Here is a 26411-nt window from a genome sequence, read left to right as displayed (position 1 = left end):
ACGAGCGGTCCCGGCCCTGGATCGAGCGGTCCCGGCCCTGGATCGAGCGGTCCCGGCCCTGGATCGAGCGGTCCCGGCCCTGGATCGAGCGGTCCCGGCCCTGGATCGAGCGGTCCCGGCTCGGGCCTGGCCGGGTATCGGCTGGTCACCGCCAGTGCGTACCCGGGCATGATGGCGCCGTTGACCCGGCATCCCTCGTGCATCTGCGTCCTGTCCGGCGACGCCGGAGCCACGCCGGGAACGACGGGTCTGTCGCTGGAACGGCTGGACGGCGTACGCCGCCGGTGGCGGTTCGGGGACGTGGCCCGGCTCGCCGACTTCGTCCCGAAGGTGCTCGCCGCGAGCGCCGAGGACGACGGCCGCCCGGTGCTGCTCATCCCACCGCGGGCCAGCCTGGCCTGGGAGTCGGCAGCGGCCGCCTGGCCCGGCCGCGTACGCCTGGCGGCCAGCCCACTGGGCGTCGCCGAGCCCATCGCCGAGGACAAGATCATGGTACGCGCGAAGCTGCGGGACCTCGGCCTGCCCGTGCCGGAGGAGCTGATCCTCGATGCGTCCGATGTGGATTTCGCGACGGTGGCGCGCAAGCTCGGTACGCCGTTCGTCATGCAGGCGCCGAGTGGGGCGGGCGGTCAGGGCACCTATCTCGTCGCCGTCGAGGCGGACGTGGCGCGGGCGTTGACCGGCCAGCCGCACGTCCCGCACTGGCTGTTCTCCCGGTACGCCGGAGACGTCACGATCAACTCGGCCGGTGTCGTCTACGACGACGGCGTACGCCTCCTCCCGGTGTCCACCCAGTCCAGCGGAATCGGTGAACTGGGGTTCGGCTTCGGGGCGTACTGCGGGAGCACGTTCGGCGGTCCGCTCGCCCGGGCGGTGGAGACCGCCGCGATCGAAGCCGCCGCGATCGTGGGGGAGTGGCTGCGTACTCTCGGCCATCGGGGAATCTTCGGAATCGACATCGCGGTCTGCGGATCCGAGATCGCCCTGCTGGAGGTCAACCCCCGGGTGCAGGGATCCTCCTGGCTGCTGAGCGAACTCCAGGACGAGCCCTGTCTCGTGTCGCATGTGGAGGCCCTGGTCGGCGTACCGCTGGGCGTGCCGTCTCGCGCGCCGGATGCAGTTCGGCCCGGTAGTCATCTGCTGCTGCGCTGGGACGGCCCCGCCGGGGTCGTGCACGAGCTGCCGGTCTGTCCGCCCGGGGTGACCGGTCTGCCGGAGCGCGGCGTGACGATGCTGCCCGGTGCCATCATGGCCCGATTCGAAGCCGACGAGCCGCTGACCACATCGGACGGTCGCTCGCTCGTCGAAGGCGCCCGCGGCACGATCCTGGCGCTCAAGGAGGGCTTCGACATCACGCCTGCCCGCTGATCCGCCTGGCTGTCGTGCAACCCCGTGAGGTTGCGCGTCATGCGGGATGACGAGCTTAAGAATCTAGCCGAAGCCGCGTCATCCCGGATAACGCGCGAGTGCCTGTCGATTCATCTGCCGTTCACTATGCGTTCACCATGTTTGCCCTTGTCAGAGGCTGCTACCAAGGGAATCGTTCCAGCAGACAGGGGAGGGGTGGCAGGTGCGACTCAGGGCACTGCTGATGACAGCGGTCGTGGCCGCGTTGTCGCTGACGGGGTGCACCGGCGACGACGAGGATTCCCAAGGGAAGGGCTATTCGGCCGACCCGAAGGTGCTGAGCATCGTCGCGGGATCCGAGCAGCAGAAGGTGCTCGACACCGTGGTCGTGCCGTGGTGCAAGGGCAAGGGTTACGACTGCCGGTTCACTTTGAAGGGTTCGGTGGACCAGGCCCGGCTGCTCAAGGCGGGCGACAAGGACTACGACGCGTACTGGTTCGCCAGTTCGGTGTTCTCGCAGATCGGCGACGCGGCCAGCACGCTGCAGGACGTCAAGCCGATGTTCCTGACCCCGATCGTGTACGCGGGCTGGCGCGGCGAGATGCAGAAGCTCGGCTTCGTCGGCAAGCCGGACGTGAAGATCGGCGACATCCTTGGCGCGGTCGAGTCCGGACAGACGAAGGTGTGGGCGACCAACCCGACGCAGTCCAACTCGGGCGCGACCGCGTTGTTCGCCTTCATGAACCACTTCGCCGGCAACGGCACCGGTCAGGCGCTCACACAGGCACAGCTCGACTCGCCGGCGGTCGAGCAGGGCATCACGCGGTTCATCCGAGCCATGGACGCCACGCCCCCGTCGACCGGCACGATGATGAACGAGTGCCTCGCGCACCCGGACGCCTGCCGGACCCTGTTCACCTACGAGGACCTGGTCATCGAGAAGAACCAGGAACTGGTGAAGGCCAACAAGGAACCCCTGTACGCGGTCTACCCCCGAGGCGCGCTGGCGATCAGCGACGCGCCGCTCGGCTTCCTGCCGCACGGCACTGACGCGGACTCGGGCAAGCGGCGGATCCTGACCGAGCTGCAGGCGTACCTCCTGTCCGACGAGCAGGCTAAGAAGCAGCTGCTCCAGCTCGGCCGACGTCCGTCGAGCAGCATCGGGCTGACCTTGGACAACCCCGACGTGACGGTGTTCAACCCGGACTGGGGCATCCAGGCGAACCTGAAGGAACAGGGCATCCAGTACCCGTCGGCAGCGGTCATCGTGGCGGCGCTCGAGCGGTATCAGACGCACTACCGCAAGCCGGTGGACGCGTACTACTGCCTCGATGGCAGTGGGTCGATGGAGGACAACAACGGCTGGACGGGCGTCGAGGACGCCGCGCACCAAGTGTTCGACGCCGACCAGGCCGCGCTGAACTTCCTGCAGACCGGGCCGCTCGACCGCACCACCGTCGCGATCTTCAACAGCAAGGTCACCGAGGGTCCGTGGAGTGTGGACGGCAACGACGCGGCCAAGCTGCACGAACTGACCACGCACATCACCGACTACTCGCCCGGCGGCGGCACCAACATGTACGCCTGCCTGCGCCGGGCCGCCGAGGAACTGGGAAAGGTCACCGACACGGGCCGCAAACGCCTGATCATCGTGATGTCCGACGGGAAGTCCGACACCGGTGGCGACCGGCGACCCGCGTTGGACGCGATCAAGGCGCTGGGCGTACCCGTGATCTCCATCGCGTTCGGCAGTGACGCGGACCCGGACCAGCTGACGGAGGTCGCCGCCGCGACCGGCGGGACGTTCGTCCAGCAGAACGACCTGGTGGCCGCGCTGCGGCAGGCGGCTGGCTACAAGTGAGGGGCAAGCTGGCGGCCGGGGCCGCGCTCGTCGCCGCGGTCGGGATCTTCGTCGGAATGTTCGTCGCGACGCGGAGTCTGCTCTGGTCGCCGCTGTTGGCGGCGGCCGGGGCGGTCGGCCTCTACCTGATGATCGACTCGCGGCGGCCCAGCGAGGTCTCCGACGACGAGTACGCCGCCGACGCCGAGAAGAAGATGGAAGAGGCGCTGCGGACGATCCGGGAGATCCGGCGGGGTCTGAAGGACGTGGCCTCCCCGACGGCGAAGCACCTGCTGCAGCAGGCCTGTGACCAGGCGCCCGAGCTGTTGTCGCGAGTGAAGGCGCGGTCGCCGAACAGCCTCTACTCCAGCGCCAGCCAACTGGGCGCCCACCTGACCAGCCTGTCGGGCGTGCTCACCCAGTACCTCGACATCCAGCGGAACCCGTCGTTCTACACCGATCCGGCGGCGCTGATGTCCGGGGGCGAGGCGGCGTTCGACCGGTTCGCTCAGTTCACTCTGGACAGTCTGCGCCTGGTCAACTCCGGTGACATCGCCCAGTACCAGGCGAACCTGGAGACCGTGGCCCCGCCGAAGCTGCCCACCCTCTAGCCGGAGCCCCCGCAGCCGGCCCGCCAGCCGGGGCTGAGCTGCCCACCCTTTAGCGAAGGAGCGCTCGAAAGTGAGAATGCCGAGTCCCCGCTTCCTGATCGGGCTCGTGCTCGTCCTGGTCGTCTGCGTCGCGGCCGCCTGGGTGCTGACCCGGGGCGGCGGCGGTAGCCCGCAGGGCGGCGGCAAGCCGGAGGCGGTCACCGTCAACTGTGTCGGCGGCTCGGAGAAGACCGAGCTGATGGCCGACCCGGACGTCAAGCGCATCCTGAAGGACACCTACGGCGTCACCGTCGCCTTCAACCCGCAGGGCTCCTACGACCAGGTGCAGCTGAGCACCGAGGATCTGAAGAGCCGCAAGATCGACTGCCTGTGGCCGTCGAGCGCCAGCGCGCAGAACGTCTTCGAGACCCAGCACAAGGGCGCTTTCGGGGAATACCGCGCCGAGACCGTGCTCCAGTCCCCGGAAGTGGTCTACGCCGGTCCGCAAGGGACCGAAGCGCTGGTCAAAGCCGGGCTCGTGGTGAAGCGGTCGGAGCGGTACTACATCGTCGACCTGAAGAAGCTGCTTCTGGAGTACGTGCTGAAGCGCAAGACCTGGGACTCGCTGGGCGCTGCCGACCTGCACGGGCCGATCACCGTGTCCAGCACCGACCCGGCCCGCTCCAACAGCGGCTTCACCCTGACCCAGCTGGAGCTGAACATCATCGCGACGGCCGACGTCTTCCAGGCGCCGAGCCTGGCGCAGGCCAAGAGCGCGCTGCCGACCATTCGCGCGCTGTACGACGCGCAGGGCCTGCAGGCGGCCAGCTCCGACGCCGGGTTCCGGCAGTGGCTGACCCAGGGCGCGGAGTTCCACGCCCCGCTCTACGCCGGGTACGAGAACCAACTCATCCAGCAGGTGGCGCAGATGGGCACGTCGAGCGCCGCCGTGCTGAAGAACGTGCGCATCCTCTACCCCGATCCCACCATCTACAGCGATCACCCGATCCTCGCGCTGGACGGCGCGGCCGGTCGGTTCATCGAGGCCATGAAGGACCGGCAGATCCAGGAGATCGCCTGGCAGAAGTACGGCTTCCGGTCCAGCGTCCAGGTGGGCATCAACGAGACGTCCGTCTTCAAGGATCTGCCGCTGGCCGAGCAGGTCCGCACCACCACCCCGCCCAACGCCGAGGTCACCCTGGCGTTGCTCGCCTGCGTCAAGGACGCGAAGGAGTGCTCCTGATGTCTCAGCCCACCGAGCTCGCGATCGACTTCGGCAGCATCGTCGGCGGTCCCGCCGAGCCCGCCGTCGGCCCGGCCGACCAGGCCATCACCACGCTGGTCGCGGCGGGCGAGCCGAAGCAGCTCGTCTGCGCCGAGCTGCTCACCCCGGCTCAGCGGGAGCAGGCGGCGGCGCTGGCCCAGCAGCTCTACCCGCAGATGCTCGCCGACACCGACAAGCTCGCGACCTTCGGCTCCGGCGCGATCGACGGGGTCAACGCGCAGGTCTCGCGGATCTTCCGCGAGGTCGGCCCGGTCAAGATCCCGGAGCTGACCGCGATCATGCACGAGATCAACGACCGGATGCGCGAGTTCCGGCACAAGTACGACCCCACCGACCCCAAGCTCCGCGAGACCTTCGACAAGTTCATGGACGCGGTCAAGGGCATCTTCCGCAAGGGCCGCGACCTCGTCGAGATGCTCTTCGAGGAGGCCCGCTCGGTCGAGCAGCAGCTCGACCGGATCGCCGGCACGCTGGTCGAGAAGCAGCACCAGCTCAAGCGCAACGTCGTGCTGTGCGACGAGCTCTACCGGGCCAACGAGGCCGCCATCGGCCAGCTCGTGGGGGCCATCGCCGTCATGGAGCTGGTACGCGATCTCGCCGTGGCCGAGGCTCGGTCGATCGTGATCGACCCGAACGACGCCGACAAGCGCGACAAGGAGGAGCGACTGTCGCGGGTCACCGAGTTCGTCCAGGCGATCGAGGTACGGATCAACGAGTACCAGCAACGGCTGTTCGTCGCGTGGTCGACCTCGCCCCAGGTCCGCAACATCCGGTTGCTCAACTACGGGCTCGGCCAGCGGCTCGCCCTGCTGGTGAACCTGACCATCCCGACGATGAAGCTGACGATCGCCCAGTGGGGACTGCTCCTGCAGGCGAACCAGGCGGCGCAGATGCAGCAGGCGGTCGCCGACGGCGCCAACGAGGTGCTTTCGGCGTACGCGTCGGCGTCGGGCAAGGCCGTCCCCGAGATCGCCCGCATCATCCAGACCCCGACCGTACGCCCGGAGACGATCCTGGAGGTGGCCGCCTCCATCGACGCCCAGGCCAAGGGCATCGAAGAGGCCGTACGCTTCGGCCAGCAGGCCCGAGCCGAAGTGGTGACCGTGATCGTCACCGCGCAGGAGTCCATGTCGGCCAGTTCGCAGCAGCTGTCCCGCAGCGTCGTCGAGCTGGTCACGAAGGCCCGCAAGCCGTTGGAGCTGCCCGCCGCGCCGGAGATTCCGGCCTCGGTGATCGAGAGTTCGGCGACCGTCGTCCGCTAAGCGTCGGAGATTTCCGCTGAGCGGCCGGGTGACGCCCGTCAGGACGGCGGGCGTCACCCGGTCACGACAAGCGGCGGCGGCGTAGCCCGAAGGTGAGCGCGGCTCCCATCACGAGGAGGCCGACGCCGATCAGCGCCGGCGTACCGACCTGGGTTCCGGTGTCGGGCAGGGTCGGTCCGGTCGGCGACGGCTTGACGGACGGGCTGGCCGAGGGCGCCGGGGTCGGGTCGAAGTCGGTGAACTGGCTGGTCGTGCCGTCGGTGACGGTCACCGCGTCGGCGTACCCGTAGGCCGGTCCGGCGACGCCCGAGCCCAGGCCCAGCTGTGCCTGACCCCACGCCCCAGCCGGGTAGTGCGCCGCGAACTCGGCCAGCGTGCATCGGGTGGCCTGGACGCAGAATCCATCGGTGGTGGTGGACTGCCAGACGATCGAGTCGGGTCCGAGGGTCCACTGTTGCCACTGGCCGGGCGTGACGGTCCCGTTGTGCCGCGGCTCGAAGCTGAGCGTGGTGAAGTTCTGCGGCACCGGCGTCACGACCTGGAACCCGGCGAAGCGCAGCGTCGGCGTGAACGACTCCGAACCGCCGGCCTCGACGTAGGTCGAATAGGACGCCGACAGCGCCGACCAGGGCCGGGTCGTCAGCTCGCCGAGGTCCGTCCCGGCCAGCGCCCGGTCCGCGGTTCCGTCTACGTGCAGCCTGAGGCTGCCGGTTCCGGCGGGCGGCGTACCGGGGCCGGGGACGATCGCGACCGATCCGCCCGCGGTCGTGTCGGGCAGGACGCTCCAGTTGCCGCCGGGAAGGCTGTGGACGGTGTCGGCGGCGGCCGCGGTCGCGAGGGTGAGGATCGCCGCCAGTCCGGCGAGGCTGCTGGCGATGCCGCGAACACCGCTAATTCTCAACACAACGGATGAACCTACGCTAATCGCCCACCAATCTCGTGACGCAACGCGGAGGCGGGCCCGGTCATCCGGTGACCGGGCCCGCCGTCAGCGCCTGATCAGCCGGTGTAGCCGGCGAAGATCTTGCTGAACTCGTAGGGCGCCTGGGCGACGTTCGTGCAGCGGTAGAGCGCACCGGTGCAGGCGTTGCGGTCGCGGGTGGTCTCCCAGAAGGAGAGCATCCCGAGGTGCTTCGACTGGGCGAAGGTCACCATCTGCCGCGAGTCGGCCTGGTCGTAGACGTGCCCGTCGTCGTTCTGGCCGAGCATCGGCGTCACGCCGACCATCTTCCAGACCTGGGCGTCGGTCTTGGCCGGGTAGAGCGTCTTCAGCTGGGCGAAGGTCGAGTTCGCCGCCTGGACCGCGAGATCGCCGTAGTCACCACTTCGGTAGTAGTCCATCGCCATCACGTTGACCAGGTCGAGGTCGACTCCGGCGTCGCGGGCCGAGCGTACGACGTTGAGCCCGTCGGCGGTCAGGCCCTCGGGCAGGACCGGCAGCGTCAGCGAGATCTTGAGGCCGGGGTTGGCCCGCTGCAACGCCGCCAGCGCCTGCGAGCGCCGGGCGACCGAGGTCGGGTCGGCGGTGGCCGAGCCTTCGATGTCGAGGTCGATGTACTTCAGGTTGTACGCCGACACGACGGCTTGGTACTCGGCTTGCGTCGCGGCCACGGTCGAGCAGGCCTGGGCCAGTTCGATGCCGGTCGCGCCGCCGAAGGAGACCTTGACGTCGCCGCCGGCCGCCCGGATCGCCTGGATTTGGTCGAGGTTCCAGGCCTGCCGGGGGTCGTACGCGTTGAACCACATCGCCTTGCAGGCCGACGCCGTGATGAAGGCGAGCGTGAAGCTCTTTACCGTGCTGCCGCTGGACAGGTCGGTGAGCAGGGGAGTGGGCCAGGCGCCGAGGTCCACATAGGGTGCGAGCGGCAGTCCAGGCGCGCTCGGGCAGCCGGAGGTGCTCGCGCTCACCGGGGCCGAGGCGGCCGATTCGCCGTCCGCGTTGTACGCCGCGACGCTGTAGCTGTGGCTGGAACACGTCGCCAGCCCGCTGATGGTGGCGGTCGTGCCGGTGACCGTGCTGCGCAGGGTGGTGCCCTCGTAGACGCGGTAGCCGGTGGCGCTGGTCGACGCGGCCCAGCCCAGCGAGATCGAGCTGCTCGTGGTGCCGGTGACGGCCAGCCCGGTCGGCGTCGCCGGGCCGGTCGGGGTGCCGCCTCCGCCGCCGGGGCCGTCCAGCGAGAGGTCGTCGGCGTAGTAGGTGCCGGTGCCGTACCAGCCGTGCAGGAAGATCTGTACGCTGGTCTGCGACGCGCCGGTCGTGAAGGTCACGGTGAGCTGGGTGTACGCCGTGGCCGACGGTGTCCACGTCAACGCCCCGCCGACGACGCCGAGGTAGACGTAGCTGCCCCGGACCCAGCCGGTCAGCGCGTACGCGGTGTTGGGCTGGACCGTGACGGTCTGCGTGCACTGGGCGTTGTCGGCGGCCGACGCGGCTCCGGCGAGGGCCCGACTGCCACTGTGGACGGGGGTGCTGACGACCGAGCCGAGCCCGCCGGTGCACGACCACGGGGACAGGGCGCCGGATTCGAAGCCGGGATTGCTCAGCAGGTTGGCCGCGTACGCCGGTTGTGCTTCGACGAGCAGGGAACCGGCCAGCACCAGGGCGAGCGCGATGAATCGAAGCTTTCTCATGCGTGCATTATTAATAAACTTTCCTTACTGTGTCTATAGGTGTCGTTCTCGGAGCGGGCCACCCCCGGTCACCTAGGCTCGAAAGGCCAAGGGGCGAGAGGGGGTGGCCGATGATCCGCCGCATCGGGCTGGTCGTGCACGGTGGACGGGAGCAGGCCGCGATCGCCGCCGCTCAGGTCCGCACCTGGGCCGGCGACCACGGCATACCGTGCGTCGACGTGGACGTGTGGAACGCGGCTCCGGGCGACGGGCGGCTGCACAGCGCCGAGGAGGCGGCCCGCGCGGGGCATCCCGACCTCATCGTCACCATCGGCGGCGACGGCACCTTCCTCCGGGGCGTACGCGTCGCGATGCACGCCGACGCTCTCGTGCTCGGCGTGAGCGTGGGCCGGGTCGGCTTCCTCACCGAGGTACGCCCGCAGGACCTGGTCGCGGCGCTGGACACGGTGCAGGCCGGGAACGTCGAGGTGGAGGAGCGGCTGACGTTGACGATGCGGGCCTCGCGCCCGCTGTCGATCCCGCCCGACATCAAGTCCTACCTGAAGTTCGGCCGTGGTCCCATGCTTCCCCCGCCCGAGCCCCGCCTCGGTACGCCGGAGGAGGTCGGCTGGGGCGTCGCGCTCGACATCACCGCCCTCAACGACGTCGTCTTCGAGAAGCTGGCCCGCGATCGGCTGGCCAGCGTCGCCGTCTACGTCAGCGGCCGCCACTTCGCCTCGTACTCGGCCGACGCGCTGGTGGTCGCGTCGCCGACCGGGTCGACGGCGTACAGCTTCGCGGCGGGCGGCCCGGTGGTGTCGCCCGGCATCGACGCACTCGTCTTCACCCCGGTCGCCCCGCATATGGCGTTCAACCGCAGCATCCTGCTGGACGCCCGGCGGGAGCGAGTCGGCGTTCTGGTGCTCGAACGGTCCGGCCGGGTCGCGGTCACCGTGGACGGTCAGCTGCGCGGCGTCCTCGAACCCGGCGACTGGGTCTCGGTCTACGCCGCGCCCCGGCCCGCCCGGCTGGCCCGGGTCGGCGACTTCGACTTCCTCAGCCGGGTACGCGACCGTTTCGGGCTCGCCGACGCGGCGGCCGCGCTGGCCGACGGCGAGGCTCCGGCGGTCTACCGCCCGGCCGACCCCATCCCGCCTGATCTGCTCAATCCAGGCCCGTGGGGATATCGCGCGGGCTAACCCCGGTTCCGTGGATGGTTGCGCGCCGTCCGCTCGTTGCCCCGGCGATAGTTGCCCGTCCACCGGGCCATGACCTCCTGCGGATCGTCGTCCACCTCGGCCAGGAACTCGGCGGCCCGGCCGCCTCGCAACGTGGTCGCGGCCCGGCCGCGGTGGGTGATCACCACGGTCCCGTCCGCGCGTACCAGGTAATCGAATCCGCTCGGTGCGGGCATGTCACTCGCTCTCGGTCCGGCCGGGGCCGACTATCCCCGTCTCGTACGCGAGGATGACGGCCTGTACGCGGTCGCGTAAACCGAGTTTGCCGAGAATGCGCGCGACGTGCGTCTTCACGGTCGCCTCCGACAGGTGCAACTGAGCGGCCAGCTCCGCGTTCGTGTGGCCGTGCGCGATCAGGGTCAGCACCTCCAGCTCCCGAGGTGTCAGCGTGGCCAGATCCCGGTGGGCCGTGGAGGCCGGCGAATCGCGGCGGGCGAACCGGTCGACGAGGCGGCGGGTGATGCTCGGGGCGAGCAGCGCGTCCCCCGCCCGGACCAGGCGTACCGAGGCGACCAATTGCTCCGGCGTGACGTCCTTGAGGAGGAAGCCACTGGCTCCGGCCGACAGCGCGGCATACACGTACTGGTCGAGGTCGAAGGTCGTCAGGATCACCACCCGAGGCTGCTCCGGGCTGTCGCCCGACAGAATCCGGCGGGTGGCCTCCAAGCCGTCCATCTCCGGCATCCGGATGTCCATCAGGACCACGTCCGGGCGCGTACGCCGGACGGCCTGGACCGCCTCGACGCCGTTGACCGCCTCGGCCACGACCTCGATTCCGTCGGAGGCGAGGATCATCCGGAACCCCGCGCGTACCAGGGCTTGATCGTCGGCGATCACGACGCGGGGCGCGCTCACGGCGTACCCAGGGGTATGACGGCGGTGACCCGCCATCCGTCGCCGGTGATCAGCGGACCGGTCCGCAGGGTTCCGCCGTAGACCGCGAGACGTTCGCGGAGGCCGAGCAACCCACGGCCGGAGCCGCCGTCCCCGGTTGAGCGACCGCCGGTGTCGGTGACCTCGATGCCGAGCTCCTCTTCTCCATAGTGGACGGAGACCGTGGCGGCTCCGCCCGAGGCGTGTTTCACGGCATTGGTCAGCGCCTCCTGCACCACCCGGTACGCCGCCAGCGCCTCCCCGCTGGCGACAGCGCGCGGCGTGCCGGTGACGCTGAGCGCGACCGGCATCCCGGTGTCGCGGACCCGGCCGACCAAGGTCTCCAGCTGGTCGAGGCCGGGTTGCGGGGCGAGGTCGGGCGCCTCCTCGCCCGGCCCGAACGCTCGAGCCGGGAGTGAGGACGAAGGGCCGGATGACGGCATCCCCGAGGCCGGCGCCAGCAGCCCCATGACGTGCCGCAACTCCGCCATCGCAGTACGCCCTGCGCCCTCGACCGCCAGCAGCGCCTGCCGCGACTGCTCGGGCGAGATGTCGAGCGTACGCCGCGCCGCCCCGGCCTGGATCACCATGACGCTCACGTTGTGGGTGACGACGTCGTGCAGCTCCCGGGCGATCCGGGACCGCTCCGACTCGACCGCCCGGCGCAGCGCGGTGGCCCGTTCCTCGTCGGCGGCGGCGAGCTTGCGCGCGTTCTCCGTGTTCTGCGCTCGCCACAACCGCAGGGCGAGTCCGGCGAGCACCAGCATCGCCAGCACGACGATCCCCACGTACTGGTCCGGTACGGACGGCATGCCGTTGCTGGTCGAGCGCCAGGTCAGCAAGGCGAGCACGCCGACGCTGACCAGAGTCGGCAGCCGATATCGGCTGTACGCCGCCGCGGCGTAGGCCGCGATCACACAGCCGTAGTAGCAGACGCGCGGGATGTCGTCGATGACCGGGATGGTCAACGCCCCGACCGCCCAGAGGACGGCGAGCGGAAACCGGCGGCGCTGGCTGATCAGGACGCAGGCCAGCAAGGTCACGAAGATCAGACCGCCGAGATTGGGGCCGTCCCGGTGCACGAACACCGGGCCGTCCGGGCCCGGCAGCGGCACGATCGTCTCGTCGCCGGCCTTGTCGAAGACGTAGTCCAGTCCGCCGAAGGCGCAGAGCAGCGCGAGCGCGATGTCGAAGAGCTGGTTGCGCAGCGTCATCCGCCAAACCGGCCCGCTCGGGCGCAGCGCGGACTTGATCCGCTCCGTCAGCTCGTCCTCGGTCTCCGCCACGCGGCCATTATGCGTGCTGGTCGCGGCGCTGCCATCAGCCTGCGGACTACGCCGGGAGGATGACCCCCGCCCAACGGCGTACGCGATATCGCTCCGCGCGCTGACGCGGCCCGGCCTGTCCGGTTCCTACCGTGACGTCACTTGATCTCGTTAAGAGGGAGCACACCCATGGCTGTGATCGACCTGCGCGGCGTCAGCCGCCGGTACGACCAGGGACCGCCCGCGCTGGACGATGTGACGCTCACCGTCGAACCGGGGGAGGCGGTCGCCATCCTCGGCCCGTCCGGCAGCGGCAAGTCGACCATGCTCAACCTGATCGCCGGGCTGGACCGGCCGGACGCGGGCACGGTGTCCGTCGCTGACGTCCGCCTGGACAAATTGGGCGAAGCGGCCACGGCTCGGTATCGCCGTGCGCACGTCGGCATGATCTTCCAGTTCTTCAACCTGCTCGACGACCTGACCGTCGCCGACAACGTCGTCCTGCCCGCCCAACTGGCCGGGATGGGCCGGGCGGAGGCGCGCAAGCGGGCCGACTCGCTGCTGACCGCGCTCGGCATCGCCCGCCACGCGGGGGCGTACCCGGGTCGGCTGTCCGGCGGCCAGCGGCAGCGGGTCGCGGTCGCCCGCGCGCTGATGAACAAACCGACCCTGCTGCTGGCCGACGAACCGACCGGCGCCCTCGACAGCGCCTCCGGCGAGGACGTACGCAAACTGCTCATCGAGCTGAACGGGGAAGGCCAGACGCTGATCCTCGTCACGCACGACGAGATGCTGGCCGCCGCGTGCGCGACGCGTACGGTGCGCCTGGTCGACGGGCGAATCGACGCCGACACCGGAACGAGCGTCCGGCCACGGACCGGCCGGTTCGACGGTGACGCGCGCGCGGGAGCCGTGCGGTGAGCGGGCTGAGCAAGGTCGTGCGGTCCGGTGTCAGCCGCCGCCGGGTGCAGACGGTCGTCATCGGGCTCGCCACCTTCATGGCGGTCGCGGCGGCGGTGCTGGGCGGGTCCCTGCTGGTGGCGTCGACCGCGCCGTTCGACCGGGGCTTCGCCGACCAGCACGGCGCCCATCTCAGCGCCCTCTTCGACGGGGCGAAGGTGACGCAGGCCCAGGCGGCGGCGACGGCGAGCGCGAGCGGGGTCGCCGAGACCTCGGGACCCTTTGAGGTCGTCACCCAGACCCCGACGCTCAATCCGGACGGTGGCGGTGGTGGCGGCGGGTTCGAGCTGCAACCGCTGACGATCGCCGGCCGGGCTCAGCCGGCCTCGGGCATCGACAAGGTGTCGCTCAGCGACGGTCACTGGCCCGCTTCGGCCACGGAGATCGTGCTGACCGAGCAGGTTCCCCTCGACGCGAAGCTGACCTTCGAGTCGCTGCCCGGCAAGCCGGCCTTCACCGTCGTGGGGCATGCCCGCTCGGTCAGCCGGACCGCCGACGCGTGGGTGCTGCAAGCCGCGATCGCCTCGCTGACCCCCGCCGACGCCAAGCCCGGACACCAGATGCTCTACCGGTTCGCGGCGGCGGCCACACAGTCCGACATGGACAACGCCAAGGCGGCGATCGTCGCGGCCGCACCGAGTGACACGATGCTGGGCAGCCAATCCTGGCTGACCGTCAAGGAGGCCTCCGACCGCACCGCCGCGCTGTTCGTGCCGTTCCTGATCGCCTTCGGGCTGCTGGGACTGGTCATGGCGATGCTGAGCGTCGGCGGCGTGGTCGCTGGTGCCGTGAGCGCGGCCACCTTCCGGATCGGCGTGCTGAAGGCGATCGGCTTCACCCCGGCGCAGGTCGTCCGGGCGTACGTGGTGCAGGCGCTCATCCCCGCCACGATCGGCATCGTCCTGGGCGTCGTCGCGGGCAATCTGCTCGCCATCCCGGTGCTCGCCGAGACGGACGAGGTCTATGAGACGGCTCCGTCCGTGGTGCAGCCCTGGGTGGACGTCATGGTCGTGGTGGCGGCACTCGCCATTGTGACGCTGACGGCGCTGGTCGCGGCGGCGAAGGCCGGGCGCCTGCGTACCGTGGACGCGCTCGCGGTCGGGCGGGCGCCGGCCGCCGGCCGGGGCCGGTTCGCCGCCTCGGTCGCGGCCCGGCTGCCCCTGCCGCGCCCGGTCAGCCTCGGCTTGGCCCAGCCGTTCGCCCGGCCCGCCCGGATGACGGCGATGCTCGCGACGGTGATCTTCGGAGCGGCGTCGGTCGCGCTCGCGATCGGCCTCACCTCGTCGCTCACCCTGATCGAGACGGCCCGCTCGCACGACAAGGCCCAGATCCTCGTCGGGCCGTTCCGGATGGGACCGCCCGACGGGGCAGAGCAGTCCGGTCCGCCGCCGACCAACCAGGGGCCGCCGCCCGGCCCGTTCGACGCGGGCGGTCCCGATCCGGCCGCGGTGACCGCCGCGATCGACGGAGTCTCCGGGACCAAGGCGAGCTACGGGGTCCTCACCGCTCCGGCGACCGTCGCGGGCATCGCCGGCGACGTCGACGTGCTCGCGTACCGGGGCGACCCGCGCTGGGCCGGCTTCGAGATGACCGAAGGCCGCTGGTACGCGGGCGCGGGCGAGGCGATCCTGCCCACGCCGATGCTGACGGCGACCGGGGCGAAGATCGGCGACACGATCACGTTGACGGTGAACACCTTCCAGATCCCCGTACGCGTCGTCGGTGAGGTCTTCTCGACGCAGAACAACGGGATGCAGGTGTTCACCGACTTCGCCACCCTCACGGCGGTCATGCCGCAGGTGACGCCCACGGAGTATTACGTCGGCCTGACCGGCGGGACCGACACGACCGCGTACGCGAACAAGCTGGAGACCGCGCTGACCTCGTTCGGCCTGCACGCCAACGTCAACCCGGGCGGCAACAGCAGCACCCTCGCCGCCCTCAACGCCCTGACCGGGCTGCTGACCGTGATGCTCGTGGCGGTGGCGGCGCTCGGCGTGCTCAACGCGGTCGTCCTCCAGACACGGGAACGCGTACGCGAACTCGGGGTGCACAAGGCGATCGGGATGACCCCGAAGCAGGCGGTCACGGTGGTGCTCGCGTCGGTCGTCCTGATCGGAGTGGTCGGCGGTATCGCCGGAGTGCCTGCCGGAATCGCGTTGCACGGCGTGATGGTTCCGGCGATGGGCGACAGCGCCGGCGTACGCCTCCCTCCGGCGCTCGTCGACGTCTATCAACCCTGGTTGATCGGCCTGCTGGCGTTGGGCGGCCTCGTCATCGCGATCGTCGGCGCACTGCTGCCCGCCGGGTGGGCCGCGCGGATCCGGACGGCGACCGCTCTGCGTACGGAGTGAGGTGATCATTGCGCCGGCCATGCTGCTTCGCGCGGCGAAATGTCCGCCGAAACCGCATGGCCGGCGCAATGATCGTGAGGGATCAGACCCGGCGCATGACGGAGACGACCTTGCCGAGGATGACCGCGCCGTCGCCGTCGATGACTTCGTATGCCGGATTCCGGGGTTCCAGCAGGACGTGGCCGCCCCGTTTGCGATAGACCTTCACGGTCGCCTCGCCGTCGATCATCGCGGCGACGATGTCTCCGCTGTAGGCGTCCGGCTGCTGGCGTACCACCACGATGTCCCCATCGCAGATCGCCGCGTCGATCATGGACTCGCCGCGGACCCGGAGGCAGAAGAGCGTGCCCCGGCCCACCAGCTCGCGCGGCAGCGCGAGGATCTCCTCGGGGTGTTCCTCGGCCAGGATCGGACCGCCCGCCGCGATCGCGCCGAGCAGCGGCACCATCGCGGGCGGCGACGCGTCGGGCGCGTCCGCGGCGGTGGGCTGCAGGAACATACGGACGTCGACCGGCCGGGTGGCCGCCCGGCCCCGCCGCAGATAACCGCGCTCCTCCAGATCGCGCAGGTGCTTGGCCACCGACGACGTCGAGCTGAGCCCGACGCGGTCGGCGATCTCCCGCGCGGTCGGCGGGTAGCCGTGCCGGACCACCCAGTCGCGGATCACGCCGAGAATGCCGCGCTGCCGCGGGGTGAGGATCGAGGTGTCGATGTCTTCCGCCAGAACCACCCCGTGATCATGGCGTATCCGCCCGCCGGGCGGGTGGGGGCGCGCCGGTCGAGGCGGCCGGCTCAGGGCAGGAGGGTACGCACTTCGGCGGCGAGGGCGACGGACGCCTCGATCTCCACCTTGCGGATCGACACGCTCTCCACATTGAACCCGTACGGCATGCCGAGCCCGCGGCAGAACTCGCTCAGCTCCCGTGCCGCGGCCACGCAGTGCCGGTAGGACTCGGCCAGCGGATCGGCCGTATGCCGTAGCGAGTTCTCCAGCCAGCGGGGGATGCCGACGCCCAGCCATTTGAGGAAGGCCAGGGTCTTCAGCGAACCGCAGACCGACAGCGTGAACAGCAGCGGCCGGGGTGCGACGCCCTGCTCGGCGCAGGCGTAGAAGTAGTCGGAGACCATGCTCTTGGTCGAGTCCACGTCATACACGACCTGTGAGATGAAGAACGTGCACCCGTCGGCCTGCTTGGTCAGCATGCGCCGGTGCTCGTCCCGGCCGCCGACGTAGCGCTCGGTGATGGCGACCCCGCCGAGCAGGAGATCCGGCCGGACCTCCTGGCGGAGCTTTTGCGCCTGCGGCAGTCCGGTGCGGACGGCCTTCCGGCTCGAGGAGGCGCCCACGAACACTCCGAGTACGCGCCGCGGATCGGCCTGGGCCAGCCAGCCGCGCAACTCGTCCTCGGCGTACTTGCCGACGCACCGGTAGATGACGACCGGCCGGTCCCAGCCCGTCAGGTGGTCGGCGTGGAACGCGGCCGGATCCATCGTCGGCAGGTACGGAAACGGCCGCTCGGCCGGGTTGCGGTCGCTCTCGTCGTCGATGTCGTAGAGGACCAGCCCGTCGACGTCGAGCGCGGCCAGCCGGGCAGTCGTCACGGCGGCGATCTCGCGTATCTGGTCGGGGGTGGCGCTGCTCCGGGGCGGAGTGATGCCGAACAGCAGCGCGCCGCCTCGGCCGCCGGCCAGGAGATCCGGCAGTGGCGGACGGGAAAGGTCACCCTGCATCCGCCGACCCTATCGCGCGGGACAGCCATGATCATCGCACCCTCCACGATGTGGAATCCGGCATTTCGCCGCCGGAAACCGCATGGCCGGCGCGATGATCAGGCGGTCGGCAGGGGGCCGGAGCGGGGCGCTAGGCGAGGCGCTGTTCGAGGCGGTCGAGGCGTTCCGTGATCGGCTGCAGCTGTTCGCGTACCGCCGAGGTCAACGCGGTGACCACGTCGGCCGTGGGGGTGGCCGCGGTCTCGTTGCGCGCGGCCCAGCCGGCCAGCACGGCCGCGACCGCGCGACGGGTCAGGCGCAGGTCGGCCCCGGCGCTGCGCAGCTGGTGCCCGGCGGACCCGGCGGGCTCGGCGATCAGGCCGAGCAGCAGGTGTTCGGAGCCGACGTAGTTGTGCCCGAGGGACATGGCCTCGGTGACCGCGAGCCGGAGCGCCTCCTTGAGGGCCTCCTCGTAGTGCTGGTCGGACGGTTCGGCCGGTTGCGCGTGCCGGGCGGCCAGAGCCGCCTTCAGCTCCTCCGGCTCGATGTCCATCGACCGCAGGACGCGCAGCGCGAGATTTTCGTTCTCGTCGACCATGGCGGCGAGCAGGTCGGCGGTGGTGGCCGGGCGGTTGTCGGCGCGGGCGTCGTCGACGGCGAGCGAGACGATCGTCTGTGCCCGCTTGGTGAACCGGCTGAACTGCACGTTGGCCTCCAGGTTCACCTCGTCGTGCAGCGACTCGTGCATGGCGGTGACCCGCCGGACCGCCTGCTCCAGGGCACGCTGGCAGATCGCGGAGATCGGCAGGTTGGCCTGCTTCACCGCGTCGGCCAGCTCGTCCGAGAGGTAGACGTTGATCTTCGGCATCACGACCGCTCCTCTGGGGTTAGGTTGGGGTTATAACCCCACTGTACCCCCAAGCGGCAGAGTGTCAACGCTCCTGGCGTTCCAGCCGGATCGTCAGCCCGTCGAGCAGGCTGGCCAGGCCGAAGTCGAAGCTGAGCGCCCGCGCCACGGCGGGGTCCTCGTCCTCGTAGGAGTCGTAGCGCTCGATCAGTTCGGGGTGGTCGGTAGCGGCCTCGACAAGCAGCGGCCGCATCTTGAGCTGCAGCGCCTGGGCGTCCCCGCCGGACTTCGCGACCATCGCCCGGTACGCGACCTCGCTGGTGACGGTGCCGAGCACGTAGGAGAAGATCGCGGCCCAGGCGAAGTCGATGTTCATCCGGACGAACCCGGCCTCGGTGAGGGTGCTGGTGACGCGGCTCATCGTGCGCAGCGCGTTCGGCCCGATGGCGGGACGGGTCCCGATGAGGGGGACCGCCCACGGGTGCCGGATGAGCGTGTCCCGCATCGAGTACGCGTATCGCTGCACGACGTCGCGCCACCGAACCTCGTCGCCGACCGGCAGGGTGAATTCGCCGTAGACCTCGTCGAGCACGAGTTCGAGCAGCTCCTCCTTGTTCGCGACGTGCCAGTAGAGACTGGTCGCGCCGGAGCCGAGCCGGGCGGCCAGCCGCCGCATGCTCAACGCGTCGAGCCCCTCCTCGTCCAGCAGGGCGAGGGTCTCCCGGACGATCTGCGCGCGGTCGAGGTTCGAGGACTTGGCCGACCGCTTCTCGCGCGTCCACACCGAGGTCACCGGAGTCTGCATGGTCCAAGCATAAGTGGTATCGCACACTGTGCGAGTCTGTCGTACAGTGTGCGAATGGACTCGAACACTGTACGAGAGACGGCGGCATCGACGGACCGAGACCCGCGGCGCTGGTGGATCCTGGCGGTTCTCTGCCTCAGCCTGCTGGTCCTGGTCGTCGACAACACCGTGCTCAACCTCGCCATCCCGGCGCTGATGACCGATTTGAAGGCCACTCCGTCCGACATCCAGTGGGTGCTGGACGCGTACATCCTGGTCTTCGCCGGGTTGCTGCTGACCTCGGGTTCGTTGTCCGACCGCTTCGGCCGCCGCAAGCTGCTGCTGATCGGACTGGCCCTCTTCGGCGGCGCGTCGACGCTGGCCGTGATCGTCACCGAGCCGTGGCAGCTCATCGGCGTACGCGCGCTGATGGGAGTCGGTGGGGCCCTGCTGATGCCGAGCACGCTCTCGATTCTCATCACGGTCTTCGACGAGCAGGAACGCCGCAAGGCCTTCGCCGCCTGGAGTGCGGTCGCGATGCTCGGGGTCATCGCCGGCCCAACGGTCGGCGGTTTCCTCCTCGACCACTACTGGTGGGGCTCGATCTTCCTGCTGAACGTGCCCGTCGCCGCGGTCGCGATCCTCGCCGCGGTGCTGCTGATGCCGGAGTCGCGTGGCCCGGCCCGCAAACTGGACCCGGCCGGCGTGGCGCTGTCCACAGTGGGCATGTCCGCCCTCGTGTACGCCATCATCGCCGGGCCGGTCGACGGCTGGTCCGCCGGGAACGTGCTGATCGCGATCGTCCTCGCGGTGCTGGGACTCGGTGCGTTCGTACTCTGGGAGACCCGTAGCGCCGCGCCGATGCTGCCGCTGGAGCTGTTCCGCGACCGCCGGTTCAGCGGCGCGAGCTTCTCGATCGTGCTGCTCTCCTTCGGCACCGGCGCGCTGCTGCTGATGCTCACGCAGTACCTCCAGCTCGTGCACGACTACACGCCGATCAAGGCCGGCCTGGCTCTGCTGCCCTATGCGGTCGCCGCCGCGCTGTTCAACGCGGTCGGGGCGGCCCTCGGTCAGAAGGTCAGCAACAAGATGCTCATCATGGTCGGGCTCGTCGTCATCTCCGTCGGCTTCGTGGTCATCGCCTTCCTCGACGCGTCCAGCAGCTACGGCGCGCTCATCACCGGCCTCATGATCATGGGCGTCGGCGGCGGCCTCGCCGGACCGGCGGCGTACGCGACGCTTCTCGGGGCCGTCCCGCAACAGCACGCCGGAGTCGGCTCCGCCCTCAACGACACCGTCCAGCAGGTCGGCATGGCGCTGTCGGTCGCGGTCCTCGGCAGCGTCCTCGCCGGGGTCTACACCTCGCGGATGCCCGACGAGGCGCCGGCCGTGGCACGCGAATCACTCGCCGGGGCGCTCTCGCTCGGCGACGCCGGGCTCGCGACCCTCGCCCGCGACGCGTTCATCAAGGCCATGTCGCTCGGCTCCTGGGCCGCCGTCGGATTCTCGCTGGCCGCCGCTGTGCTCGCGGCCGTGCTGCTGCCCAAGCTCCGCCCGGCCGCGCCCACCCCGCAGCCCATCGAGTACGCCGAAAGCACCGCCCCTTAACCGCCGCCCTGCTTTCGCCGGTCGATCATGAACTCGCCGGTCGATCATGAACTTTCGGCCATGATCGACCGGCGTGTCGTGTCCCAGCGTCCGTGATCGATTCCGTGACGGCCTGATCGACTTCGACGTCACGGGGCGGAGCGGGCCACCCACCACGCGAAGGCGAGCTGAAGGACGCCGGTCAGGATGAGCCAGATCGCCGCGATCCAGACGAGGAAGACGAGGCTGGGTTCGGGGAAGATGAGCAGGATCAGGCCGAACACCGCGTTCATCAGGCCGATGACGACCGCGACGGATCGTTCGCCGGGCGGGTTCTGGAACGCCGCGACGATCTCGACGATGCCCGCGACGATCCAGCCGATGCCGACGAGGACCACGATCGTGCGGATCGAGCCCGGCAGGTTGGCCGCGACGACCACCCCGGCGACGAGGTAGATCAGCCCCGTGACGATGCGCCACACCCGTGCCTGCCCGGCGCGGTGCCCGGTGATCCCGCTGAGGATCCGGGCGAGCCCGATCAGGAACAGCGCGATCGCCAGCAGCCAGCCGAAGACCTCCAGCGTCTGGCCGGGCCACACCAGCAGCACCAGGCCGAGGACGATCGAGGTGATCGCGCCGGCCGGGGTGGCGCTGCGCCAGCCGCCCACCTGCGTCAACGTCATAGATCGACGGTACGGGGCGAAGCGGTCGCGACGGGGCGAAATTCTCCGCGAGCGGCCGATGAGTTCGGCCGCCGGTGCGAGTCTGACGGGTATGAGACTCACGATGACCACCTTCATCACCTTGGACGGCGTCTACCAGGGGCCCGGCGGTCCCGAGGAGGACACCGGCGGCGGGTTCACCCAGGGCGGCTGGTTCCAGCCGTACTTCGACGAAGAGGTGGACGCCTTCATGGACGCTGTGTTCTCCGACGCCGAGGGCTTCGTGCTCGGCCGGAAGACCTACGACATCTTCGCGGCGTACTGGCCGAAGATGGCCGACCAGCCCGACCCGATCTCGCAGGGGCTCAACCACCTGCCTAAGTACGTCGTGTCGCACACGCTCACCGGCGTGGACTGGAACAACAGCCGGATCCTGAGCGGCGATCCGGTCGCCGAAGTCGCCAAGCTCAAGGAGCAGCCCGGCAAGGAGCTGCAGATTCACGGCAGCGGCGTACTCGGGGCTTCGTTGATCGACGCGCGGCTGGTGGACACCCTCCGGCTGGTCGTCTGCCCGGTCGTGCTCGGCTCAGGCCGGCGCCTTTTCGGCGAGGGGCGTACGCCGACCGCGTTCCACCTGCGGGAATCGCGAGCGACCCCGAGCGGGGTGGCGTTGCAGGTATTTGACCTTGCCGGAGATCCCACCTACGGCACCTTCGGAGTGGAATAGTCGCAGGCATGGCCCGGCCCTCCCTCTTCGAGTACGCCGGCGGCGGCCCCGCCTTCCTGGCCCTGGCCGCCGCCCACCATCAGCGGTGTCTGGACGATCCCCTGCTCAACCACCCCTTCTCCCATCCCGGCCATCCGCAGCACGTCGAGCGGCTGGCGGCGTACTGGGCGGAGGTCCTCGGTGGTCCGGCGGAGTTCACTCCGCTCGGCGGGCACGTCCAGATGCTCGGCATCCATTGCGGCAACGAGGCTCCCACCGAGATGGGGGAGCGTTTCTACGAGTGTTTCGTGCAGGCGATGGACGACGCCGGACTGCCGGACGATCCGGAGTTCCGGGGGGCGCTGGCGGCGTACATGCGATGGGCCGTCGACGACGTCATGAACCACATGAGCCGGGAGGCGACGGCACCGGCCGACTCGCCCATGCCGCACTGGTCCTGGGACGGTCCGCAGGCGTGACCGATCCGGCCGACGACCTCTACGGCCTGCCGCAGGCCGAGTTCACCGCCGCCCGCGACGCCGCGGCCCGCGAGGCGAAGGCGGCCGGCGACAAGCTGCTGGCCGCCCGGATAGCGAGGCTACGCAAGCCGAACGCGGTCGCCTGGCTGGCCAACCAGCTCGTCCGGCAGCGCCGGGAGGCGGTCGAGCAGCTCGTCGACCTCGGGGACGAGTTGCGGGCGGCCACCGCTCAGCTCGACGGCGAGCGACTGCGCCGGTTGTCCACGCGTCAACACGAAGTCGTCGCCGACCTCGTACGCCAAGCGCGCGAACTCTCCGACCGTCCGGTGACCGACGCGACCGAACGCGGACTGGAGCAGACCCTGCGGTCGGCGTTGGCCGACCCGGCCGCCGCCGAGGAGCTGCTGGCCGGGCATCTCGCCGAAGGACTGTCCCGGATCGGCTTCACGAGCCTGCTCGGCGCAGCCCCCACCGGTGAACGCACCGCCCCCGCTGGCGAACGCACAGCCGCCACCGGCGAACGCGCGATCTCTAGGGGTGAACGCGGAAGTGGTAAGGGCGAACCGGCCGACGGCACGTCACGAAGCAGACGAGGGTCCGCCGCCTCGGAGGCTCGGCGGGAGGCCGCCGATCGGGAGGCGGCCGCGGCGCAGCGGAAGGCGAGCAAGGAGGAGCAGCGGCTGCGGGAGGCGGCCGAGGCGGCCCGGAAGCAGGCCGAGGCCGACCTCGCCGACGCTGAAGCCGCCCTCCGCGCAGCACGTGCCACAGTGGACGATCTCAAACAGCGGCTCGACGCGGCGTACGAGGAACGGGCCGACGCCGACCGAGCGGTTCAGGCCGCCCGGAAGCGTCTGCAGCAGGCCGACCGCGACGCCCGGCTGGCCGCCCGCGGGCTCACCGACGTCAGCGTGCGGGCTTCGGGCCGATGATCGTCGGAGGCCGGGCGCCGAGGAAGAAGATCCCGGGATAGGTCTCGAAACCGTCGCTGGAGTTGCGGCGCAACGTCGAATTCTCGATCGTCATCGTCCCGGTGCGGTCGTTGCTGACGAAGAAGACGGCTCCACCGCCCTCGGCGGCCCGATTGTCCTGCACGATGCTGCCCGCGATGGTCACCGTGAACCGGTCGCCGTCGGTGTAGATCGCGCCGCCACTGCCACCGCCGGGCGTACCGGGGCGGGCGGGGTTGGCGCCTTTGCCGATCGCGCGGTTGTGGGTGAGCACGCTGTTGAGCACCACCCAGGAGACGCCGATGCTGCTCAGGGCGCCACCGTTCGAGCAGACGCCGCCCTGGCCGGACGCGCCGCCGAAGGTGCTGCTCACGATGTAGACCGGCTTGTCCTGGTACTGATCCAGCACCCGCAACGCCGCGCCGCCGAGATCCGGCCCGGTGCTGTCGCACTTGTTGCGGAGGAACCGGGAGCTGACCACCTTGACCCGGCCGCCCCGGACGAAGATCGCCCCGCCACCACCGCCTTCGGTGGCATCCCCGGTGGAGTTGCCGTCGGCGAAGGTCAGGTTCTGCAGGGTCAGGTGCGGCGACGCCTGGTCGTTGCAGTGCGAGGTCGTCCACACCAGCGACTTGTCACAGGTGTTCATGTAGAGGATGCGGCGTTTGCCGCCGCCGCTGAGGGTCACGAGGCCGCCGCCGTCGAGCACCACCCTCGCGCTCGTGTTGCGTACCCTCGCGGTGCTTTTCATGGTGATCGTGACCGGCGCCGGACCGCATGAGAAGGTGATGACGCCGCCTTTCGTCACCGCCGCGACCACCGCCTCGGAGGTGCAGCTCGCCGCGGTGCCGTTGCCGACGACCCGGTCGGGCTTGCTCGTGTCGACCGCCCTTGCCTCAGCGGGAACCTTCGCTGTCCCCTTCGGATTGCCCGCGAGGAACGCGACAGCCGGCTTGGACGGCGACGGCGAGGCGGCTGACGGCGCGGTGGTCACCGCGCCGGCCGACGGCGAGCCGGTCGGGTCCACCCAGGTCGCGGCCGGCTCGGCCGAGCCGCATCCGGCCAGGGACAAGCACAGGAGGAGGGCGAGTCTGCGCACCTCCGGCATCCTACGAGGGGTACGCGGATCGGCGTGTGCCACGTTGCCGCGGCCGGCAGCCGGGTGCGAAAGTCGCCGAGATGATGTCCGGGTGGGGGGTGCTGGCGTCCCGCCGGTCGGCGGTACCGTTGCGCGACCGCAGGCGGGCGGTATAGTCCGTCGCCGAGCCCACCGACGTCCCCGCGGCGGGCTCGTGGCCGTTGGGAGGGTGGCGCGTAATGTCCCAGAACGAGGAGCCGTACCGAGGCGACGGGCCGTCGCGTCCGTCGTTCACGCAGGTCATGCGCGGGTACGACAAGCGCCAGGTCGACTATTACGTCGAGCAGGTGGCGGGCGACCTCGCGACGCTGTCCACCGAACGGCAGCGGGCGTTCGACCAGGTCCAGCGGCTGAACAACCAGCTGCAGCAGGCCCGGGTCGAGCTGTCGGAACTGCACCAGCGGCCGCAGCAGCTCGAGCGGGCGTCGTTCGGCCACCTCGGCACGATGGTCGACCAGATCATCGGGCTCGCCGAGAAGCAGGCCGAGGCGATCGTGACCGCCGCCGCCCAGCGCGCCACCGATCACCAGGCCGAGGCCGACAAGACGGTGGCCGACGCCCGGGAGCTGGCCGACAAGATCCGGTCCGACGCCCAGGCCGCACGCGAGCAGGCCGAGCAGGACGCGCAGCAGACCCGCGAGAACAGCCTCGAAGAGGCCGAGCAGGCGCGGCAGGAACTGCAGCAGGAGATCGAGGCCGCGCGGGCGCAGACTCAGCAGGAGCTGACCGAGCTGCGTACGGCGCATGAGGCCGACCTGGCCAGGCTCCGTAACGAAGCCGAGCAGAAGAACGCCGCGTTGCAGGCCGAGGCCCAGCAATACGCCTCCGAGCTGCGTCGCAAGGCGGGCGAGCAGAACGCCGCACACCAGCAGCAGCTCGCCGCCGTGCAGCAGGAGATCGAGGTACGCCAGCAGGGCCTGGCCCAGCTCCAAGCCGCACTGGACAACGCCCAGCAGCGCCTGGGGGAGGCGCGCCAGCAGGGTTCGGTGGCGGCCAACGAGCTGACCGAGTTGCAGCGCCGCCTGGTCGAGGTGAAGCAGGAGCTGGCGGCTGAGCTGAACCGGCTCAACGACGCCCGCCGCGAGGCGGACGCCACCGAGCGGCACGCCGAGGAGGTTCGGGCGCGGCTGCAGCGGGAGGCCAAGCGGATGGCCGACCGGGCGGCGCAGGCGGTCATGGCGGCCGCCGCGATGAGCGCCGAGACGGGGGAGTACCAGATGGTCGCGATGCGGCCCGACGGCACCACGATCCCGGTCGACGCGCCGCCCACCGTCGACGCCCCGGCCGCGGCCGCCCCGGTCGACCTGCCGACGGCCGAGTCGCCGATGGTCGCTCCCGTTTCCGAGGAGCACGTACGCGTCCCCGGCGGGGCCGAGCAGCGGGCGATGGAACGGCGCGTACCGGAGTCGAGCCTGTTCGCCGACCGCAACGGGCACGCCCCCGCGACGCCCGACCGCAACGGGCGCGAACGGCTGCTGTTCGACCGCGACGTCTTCGACGGCTTCACCGCAGGCCGGCGATCCGGCGAAGCGCAGGCCGCAGACGCCGCTCCGGCGGTGCCGGAGGGGTCGGCCCGCCCGGAGCTGCCGCGCCGTGACGACCCGGCCCGCGCCGACGAACTCTCCGATCTCCGGGAGTCCGCCGCCGTCATCGAGGCCTTGGTGGACGAGGCCGAAGATCTGGAGGAGACGGTCGACGCCGAGCTCGCCGACGACGACCTGCCGGCCGACGCGGTCCCGGACCGCGACGAGCTGGGCCGGCTCATCCCGACGCAGCGGGGATTGCAGCCGCACGCCGTCGCCGAATAGTCCCAAAGTACAGAACAGCGGGCGCGTCCCCGGAGGGGGCGCGCCCGCTTCGCCATCCCGCGCAGTGACTTATTTCAAGGCTTAACTTGATTCTTTAATTAAGGTTTCCTAATATTTAG

24 protein-coding genes are annotated in these 26411 nt (G+C 70.4%); 13 read left to right on the top strand and 11 right to left on the bottom strand.

Annotated elements, in window-relative coordinates; all coding sequences use genetic code 11:
* From AB0H43_RS16970 to AB0H43_RS16950, 5 genes are all read left to right on the top strand, one after another.
* Positions 1 to 1368 (top strand): ATP-grasp domain-containing protein (locus tag AB0H43_RS16970; protein ID WP_360000278.1); only part of this gene is annotated, 1368 nt, incomplete at its 5' end.
* Positions 1369 to 1570: 202 nt separating this feature from the next.
* On the top strand, positions 1571 to 3208 hold the full coding sequence (locus AB0H43_RS16965) for a vWA domain-containing protein (RefSeq protein WP_360000277.1): 1638 nt from the start codon (positions 1571 to 1573) through the stop codon (positions 3206 to 3208).
* On the top strand, positions 3205 to 3798 hold the full coding sequence (locus tag AB0H43_RS16960; protein ID WP_360000276.1) for a 5-bromo-4-chloroindolyl phosphate hydrolysis family protein: 594 nt from the start codon (positions 3205 to 3207) through the stop codon (positions 3796 to 3798). The genes AB0H43_RS16965 and AB0H43_RS16960 overlap by 4 nt, the downstream gene beginning before the upstream one ends.
* A 70-nt stretch (positions 3799 to 3868) precedes the next feature.
* Positions 3869 to 5020: a hypothetical protein gene (locus AB0H43_RS16955; protein WP_360000275.1), complete on the top strand. Its 1152-nt coding sequence runs from the start codon at positions 3869 to 3871 to the stop codon at positions 5018 to 5020.
* Positions 5020 to 6324, top strand: a complete 1305-nt coding sequence (locus AB0H43_RS16950) for a toxic anion resistance protein (protein WP_360000274.1) — start codon at positions 5020 to 5022, stop codon at positions 6322 to 6324. The genes AB0H43_RS16955 and AB0H43_RS16950 overlap by 1 nt, the downstream gene beginning before the upstream one ends.
* A 61-nt stretch (positions 6325 to 6385) precedes the next feature.
* Here the strand turns inward: AB0H43_RS16950 and AB0H43_RS16945 are convergent, their stop codons facing one another.
* A complete protein-coding gene (locus tag AB0H43_RS16945; RefSeq protein WP_360000273.1) occupies positions 6386 to 7228 on the bottom strand; it encodes an LPXTG cell wall anchor domain-containing protein in 843 nt (280 codons plus the stop codon).
* Positions 7229 to 7323: 95 nt separating this feature from the next.
* A complete protein-coding gene (locus AB0H43_RS16940) occupies positions 7324 to 8955 on the bottom strand; it encodes a carbohydrate binding domain-containing protein (RefSeq protein ID WP_360000272.1) in 1632 nt (543 codons plus the stop codon).
* 110 nt (positions 8956 to 9065) lie between these two features.
* Between AB0H43_RS16940 and AB0H43_RS16935 the strand changes: the two genes are divergently transcribed.
* On the top strand, positions 9066 to 10133 hold the full coding sequence (locus tag AB0H43_RS16935) for an NAD(+)/NADH kinase (RefSeq protein ID WP_360000271.1): 1068 nt from the start codon (positions 9066 to 9068) through the stop codon (positions 10131 to 10133).
* Here AB0H43_RS16935 and AB0H43_RS16930 read toward each other — a convergent pair.
* The 3 genes from AB0H43_RS16930 to AB0H43_RS16920 are packed head-to-tail and all read right to left on the bottom strand — an operon-like array spanning position 10130 to position 12331.
* The gene (locus AB0H43_RS16930; protein WP_360000270.1) at positions 10130 to 10348 is read right to left on the bottom strand and encodes a hypothetical protein; all 219 of its coding nucleotides are present in this window, start codon (positions 10346 to 10348) and stop codon (positions 10130 to 10132) included. The genes AB0H43_RS16935 and AB0H43_RS16930 overlap by 4 nt on opposite strands.
* A 1-nt stretch (position 10349) precedes the next feature.
* Positions 10350 to 11027: a response regulator transcription factor gene (locus AB0H43_RS16925; RefSeq protein WP_360000269.1), complete on the bottom strand. Its 678-nt coding sequence runs from the start codon at positions 11025 to 11027 to the stop codon at positions 10350 to 10352.
* A complete protein-coding gene (locus AB0H43_RS16920; RefSeq protein ID WP_360000268.1) occupies positions 11024 to 12331 on the bottom strand; it encodes a histidine kinase in 1308 nt (435 codons plus the stop codon). The genes AB0H43_RS16925 and AB0H43_RS16920 overlap by 4 nt, the downstream gene beginning before the upstream one ends.
* A gap of 168 nt (positions 12332 to 12499) precedes the next feature.
* Here AB0H43_RS16920 and AB0H43_RS16915 point away from each other — a divergent pair, with 168 nt between their 5' ends.
* Together AB0H43_RS16915 and AB0H43_RS16910 are read left to right on the top strand one after the other, a co-directional pair.
* Entirely contained in the window at positions 12500 to 13231 is a 732-nt protein-coding gene (locus tag AB0H43_RS16915; protein ID WP_360000267.1) for an ABC transporter ATP-binding protein, read from the top strand.
* The gene (locus AB0H43_RS16910; RefSeq protein WP_360000266.1) at positions 13228 to 15624 is read left to right on the top strand and encodes an FtsX-like permease family protein; all 2397 of its coding nucleotides are present in this window, start codon (positions 13228 to 13230) and stop codon (positions 15622 to 15624) included. Before AB0H43_RS16915 ends, AB0H43_RS16910 begins: the two co-directional genes overlap by 4 nt.
* Positions 15625 to 15706: 82 nt before the next feature.
* On the opposite strand, the gene lexA is transcribed toward AB0H43_RS16910, so the two are convergent.
* From lexA to AB0H43_RS16890, 4 genes are all read right to left on the bottom strand, one after another.
* A complete protein-coding gene (lexA, locus tag AB0H43_RS16905; RefSeq protein ID WP_360000265.1) occupies positions 15707 to 16354 on the bottom strand; it encodes a transcriptional repressor LexA in 648 nt (215 codons plus the stop codon).
* A 62-nt stretch (positions 16355 to 16416) separates the two neighbouring features.
* Positions 16417 to 17355: a 5,10-methylenetetrahydrofolate reductase gene (locus AB0H43_RS16900; protein WP_360000264.1), complete on the bottom strand. Its 939-nt coding sequence runs from the start codon at positions 17353 to 17355 to the stop codon at positions 16417 to 16419.
* A gap of 130 nt (positions 17356 to 17485) precedes the next feature.
* Entirely contained in the window at positions 17486 to 18202 is a 717-nt protein-coding gene (locus tag AB0H43_RS16895) for a Clp protease N-terminal domain-containing protein (protein WP_360000366.1), read from the bottom strand.
* Between the two features lie 64 nt (positions 18203 to 18266).
* Positions 18267 to 18986, bottom strand: a complete 720-nt coding sequence (locus AB0H43_RS16890; protein ID WP_360000263.1) for a TetR/AcrR family transcriptional regulator C-terminal domain-containing protein — start codon at positions 18984 to 18986, stop codon at positions 18267 to 18269.
* Positions 18987 to 19040: 54 nt separating this feature from the next.
* On the opposite strand from AB0H43_RS16890, the gene AB0H43_RS16885 reads away from it, so the two are divergent.
* The gene (locus tag AB0H43_RS16885) at positions 19041 to 20573 is read left to right on the top strand and encodes an MFS transporter (protein WP_360000262.1); all 1533 of its coding nucleotides are present in this window, start codon (positions 19041 to 19043) and stop codon (positions 20571 to 20573) included.
* A 128-nt stretch (positions 20574 to 20701) separates the two neighbouring features.
* Here the strand turns inward: AB0H43_RS16885 and AB0H43_RS16880 are convergent, their stop codons facing one another.
* Positions 20702 to 21235 (bottom strand): DUF308 domain-containing protein, encoded by a 534-nt coding sequence (locus tag AB0H43_RS16880; protein WP_360000261.1) that lies wholly within the window; start codon positions 21233 to 21235, stop codon positions 20702 to 20704.
* Between the two features lie 91 nt (positions 21236 to 21326).
* Here AB0H43_RS16880 and AB0H43_RS16875 point away from each other — a divergent pair, with 91 nt between their 5' ends.
* From AB0H43_RS16875 to AB0H43_RS16865, 3 genes are read left to right on the top strand one after another with little or no spacing between them, the layout of a single operon-like run.
* Entirely contained in the window at positions 21327 to 21941 is a 615-nt protein-coding gene (locus AB0H43_RS16875; protein WP_360000260.1) for a dihydrofolate reductase family protein, read from the top strand.
* Between the two features lie 8 nt (positions 21942 to 21949).
* The gene (locus AB0H43_RS16870) at positions 21950 to 22399 is read left to right on the top strand and encodes an oxidoreductase (RefSeq protein ID WP_360000259.1); all 450 of its coding nucleotides are present in this window, start codon (positions 21950 to 21952) and stop codon (positions 22397 to 22399) included.
* Entirely contained in the window at positions 22396 to 23328 is a 933-nt protein-coding gene (locus AB0H43_RS16865) for a hypothetical protein (protein WP_360000258.1), read from the top strand. The genes AB0H43_RS16870 and AB0H43_RS16865 overlap by 4 nt, the downstream gene beginning before the upstream one ends.
* Here AB0H43_RS16865 and AB0H43_RS16860 read toward each other — a convergent pair.
* A complete protein-coding gene (locus tag AB0H43_RS16860; protein ID WP_360000257.1) occupies positions 23303 to 24445 on the bottom strand; it encodes a hypothetical protein in 1143 nt (380 codons plus the stop codon). The genes AB0H43_RS16865 and AB0H43_RS16860 overlap by 26 nt on opposite strands.
* A 218-nt stretch (positions 24446 to 24663) precedes the next feature.
* Here AB0H43_RS16860 and AB0H43_RS16855 point away from each other — a divergent pair, with 218 nt between their 5' ends.
* Positions 24664 to 26292, top strand: a complete 1629-nt coding sequence (locus AB0H43_RS16855; RefSeq protein WP_360000256.1) for a DivIVA domain-containing protein — start codon at positions 24664 to 24666, stop codon at positions 26290 to 26292.
* Positions 26293 to 26411: the final 119 nt, after the last annotated feature.

The organism is Hamadaea sp. NPDC050747, assembly GCF_040654195.1.
GTDB lineage: Bacteria > Actinomycetota > Actinomycetes > Mycobacteriales > Micromonosporaceae > Hamadaea.
The sequence above is the reverse complement of the archived record's forward strand: the minus strand, read 5'-3'. Positions and strand labels throughout refer to the sequence as shown.

Excerpts from the sequence above, each read along its gene's own strand:
- AB0H43_RS16940 (WP_360000272.1), bottom strand. The coding sequence starts at position 8,955 with ATGAGAAAGCTTCGATTCATCGCGCTCGCCCTGGTGCTGGCCGGTTCC.
- AB0H43_RS16900 (WP_360000264.1), bottom strand. The coding sequence starts at position 17,355 with ATGCAGGGTGACCTTTCCCGTCCGCCACTGCCGGATCTCCTGGCCGGC.
- AB0H43_RS16875 (WP_360000260.1), top strand. The coding sequence starts at position 21,327 with ATGAGACTCACGATGACCACCTTCATCACCTTGGACGGCGTCTACCAG.
- AB0H43_RS16890 (WP_360000263.1), bottom strand. The coding sequence starts at position 18,986 with ATGCAGACTCCGGTGACCTCGGTGTGGACGCGCGAGAAGCGGTCGGCC.
- AB0H43_RS16930 (WP_360000270.1), bottom strand. The coding sequence starts at position 10,348 with ATGCCCGCACCGAGCGGATTCGATTACCTGGTACGCGCGGACGGGACC.
- AB0H43_RS16885 (WP_360000262.1), top strand. The coding sequence starts at position 19,041 with ATGGACTCGAACACTGTACGAGAGACGGCGGCATCGACGGACCGAGAC.
- AB0H43_RS16915 (WP_360000267.1), top strand. The coding sequence starts at position 12,500 with ATGGCTGTGATCGACCTGCGCGGCGTCAGCCGCCGGTACGACCAGGGA.
- AB0H43_RS16895 (WP_360000366.1), bottom strand. The coding sequence starts at position 18,202 with ATGCCGAAGATCAACGTCTACCTCTCGGACGAGCTGGCCGACGCGGTG.
- AB0H43_RS16950 (WP_360000274.1), top strand. The coding sequence starts at position 5,020 with ATGTCTCAGCCCACCGAGCTCGCGATCGACTTCGGCAGCATCGTCGGC.
- AB0H43_RS16880 (WP_360000261.1), bottom strand. The coding sequence starts at position 21,235 with ATGACGTTGACGCAGGTGGGCGGCTGGCGCAGCGCCACCCCGGCCGGC.
- AB0H43_RS16855 (WP_360000256.1), top strand. The coding sequence starts at position 24,664 with ATGTCCCAGAACGAGGAGCCGTACCGAGGCGACGGGCCGTCGCGTCCG.
- AB0H43_RS16935 (WP_360000271.1), top strand. The coding sequence starts at position 9,066 with ATGATCCGCCGCATCGGGCTGGTCGTGCACGGTGGACGGGAGCAGGCC.
- AB0H43_RS16870 (WP_360000259.1), top strand. The coding sequence starts at position 21,950 with ATGGCCCGGCCCTCCCTCTTCGAGTACGCCGGCGGCGGCCCCGCCTTC.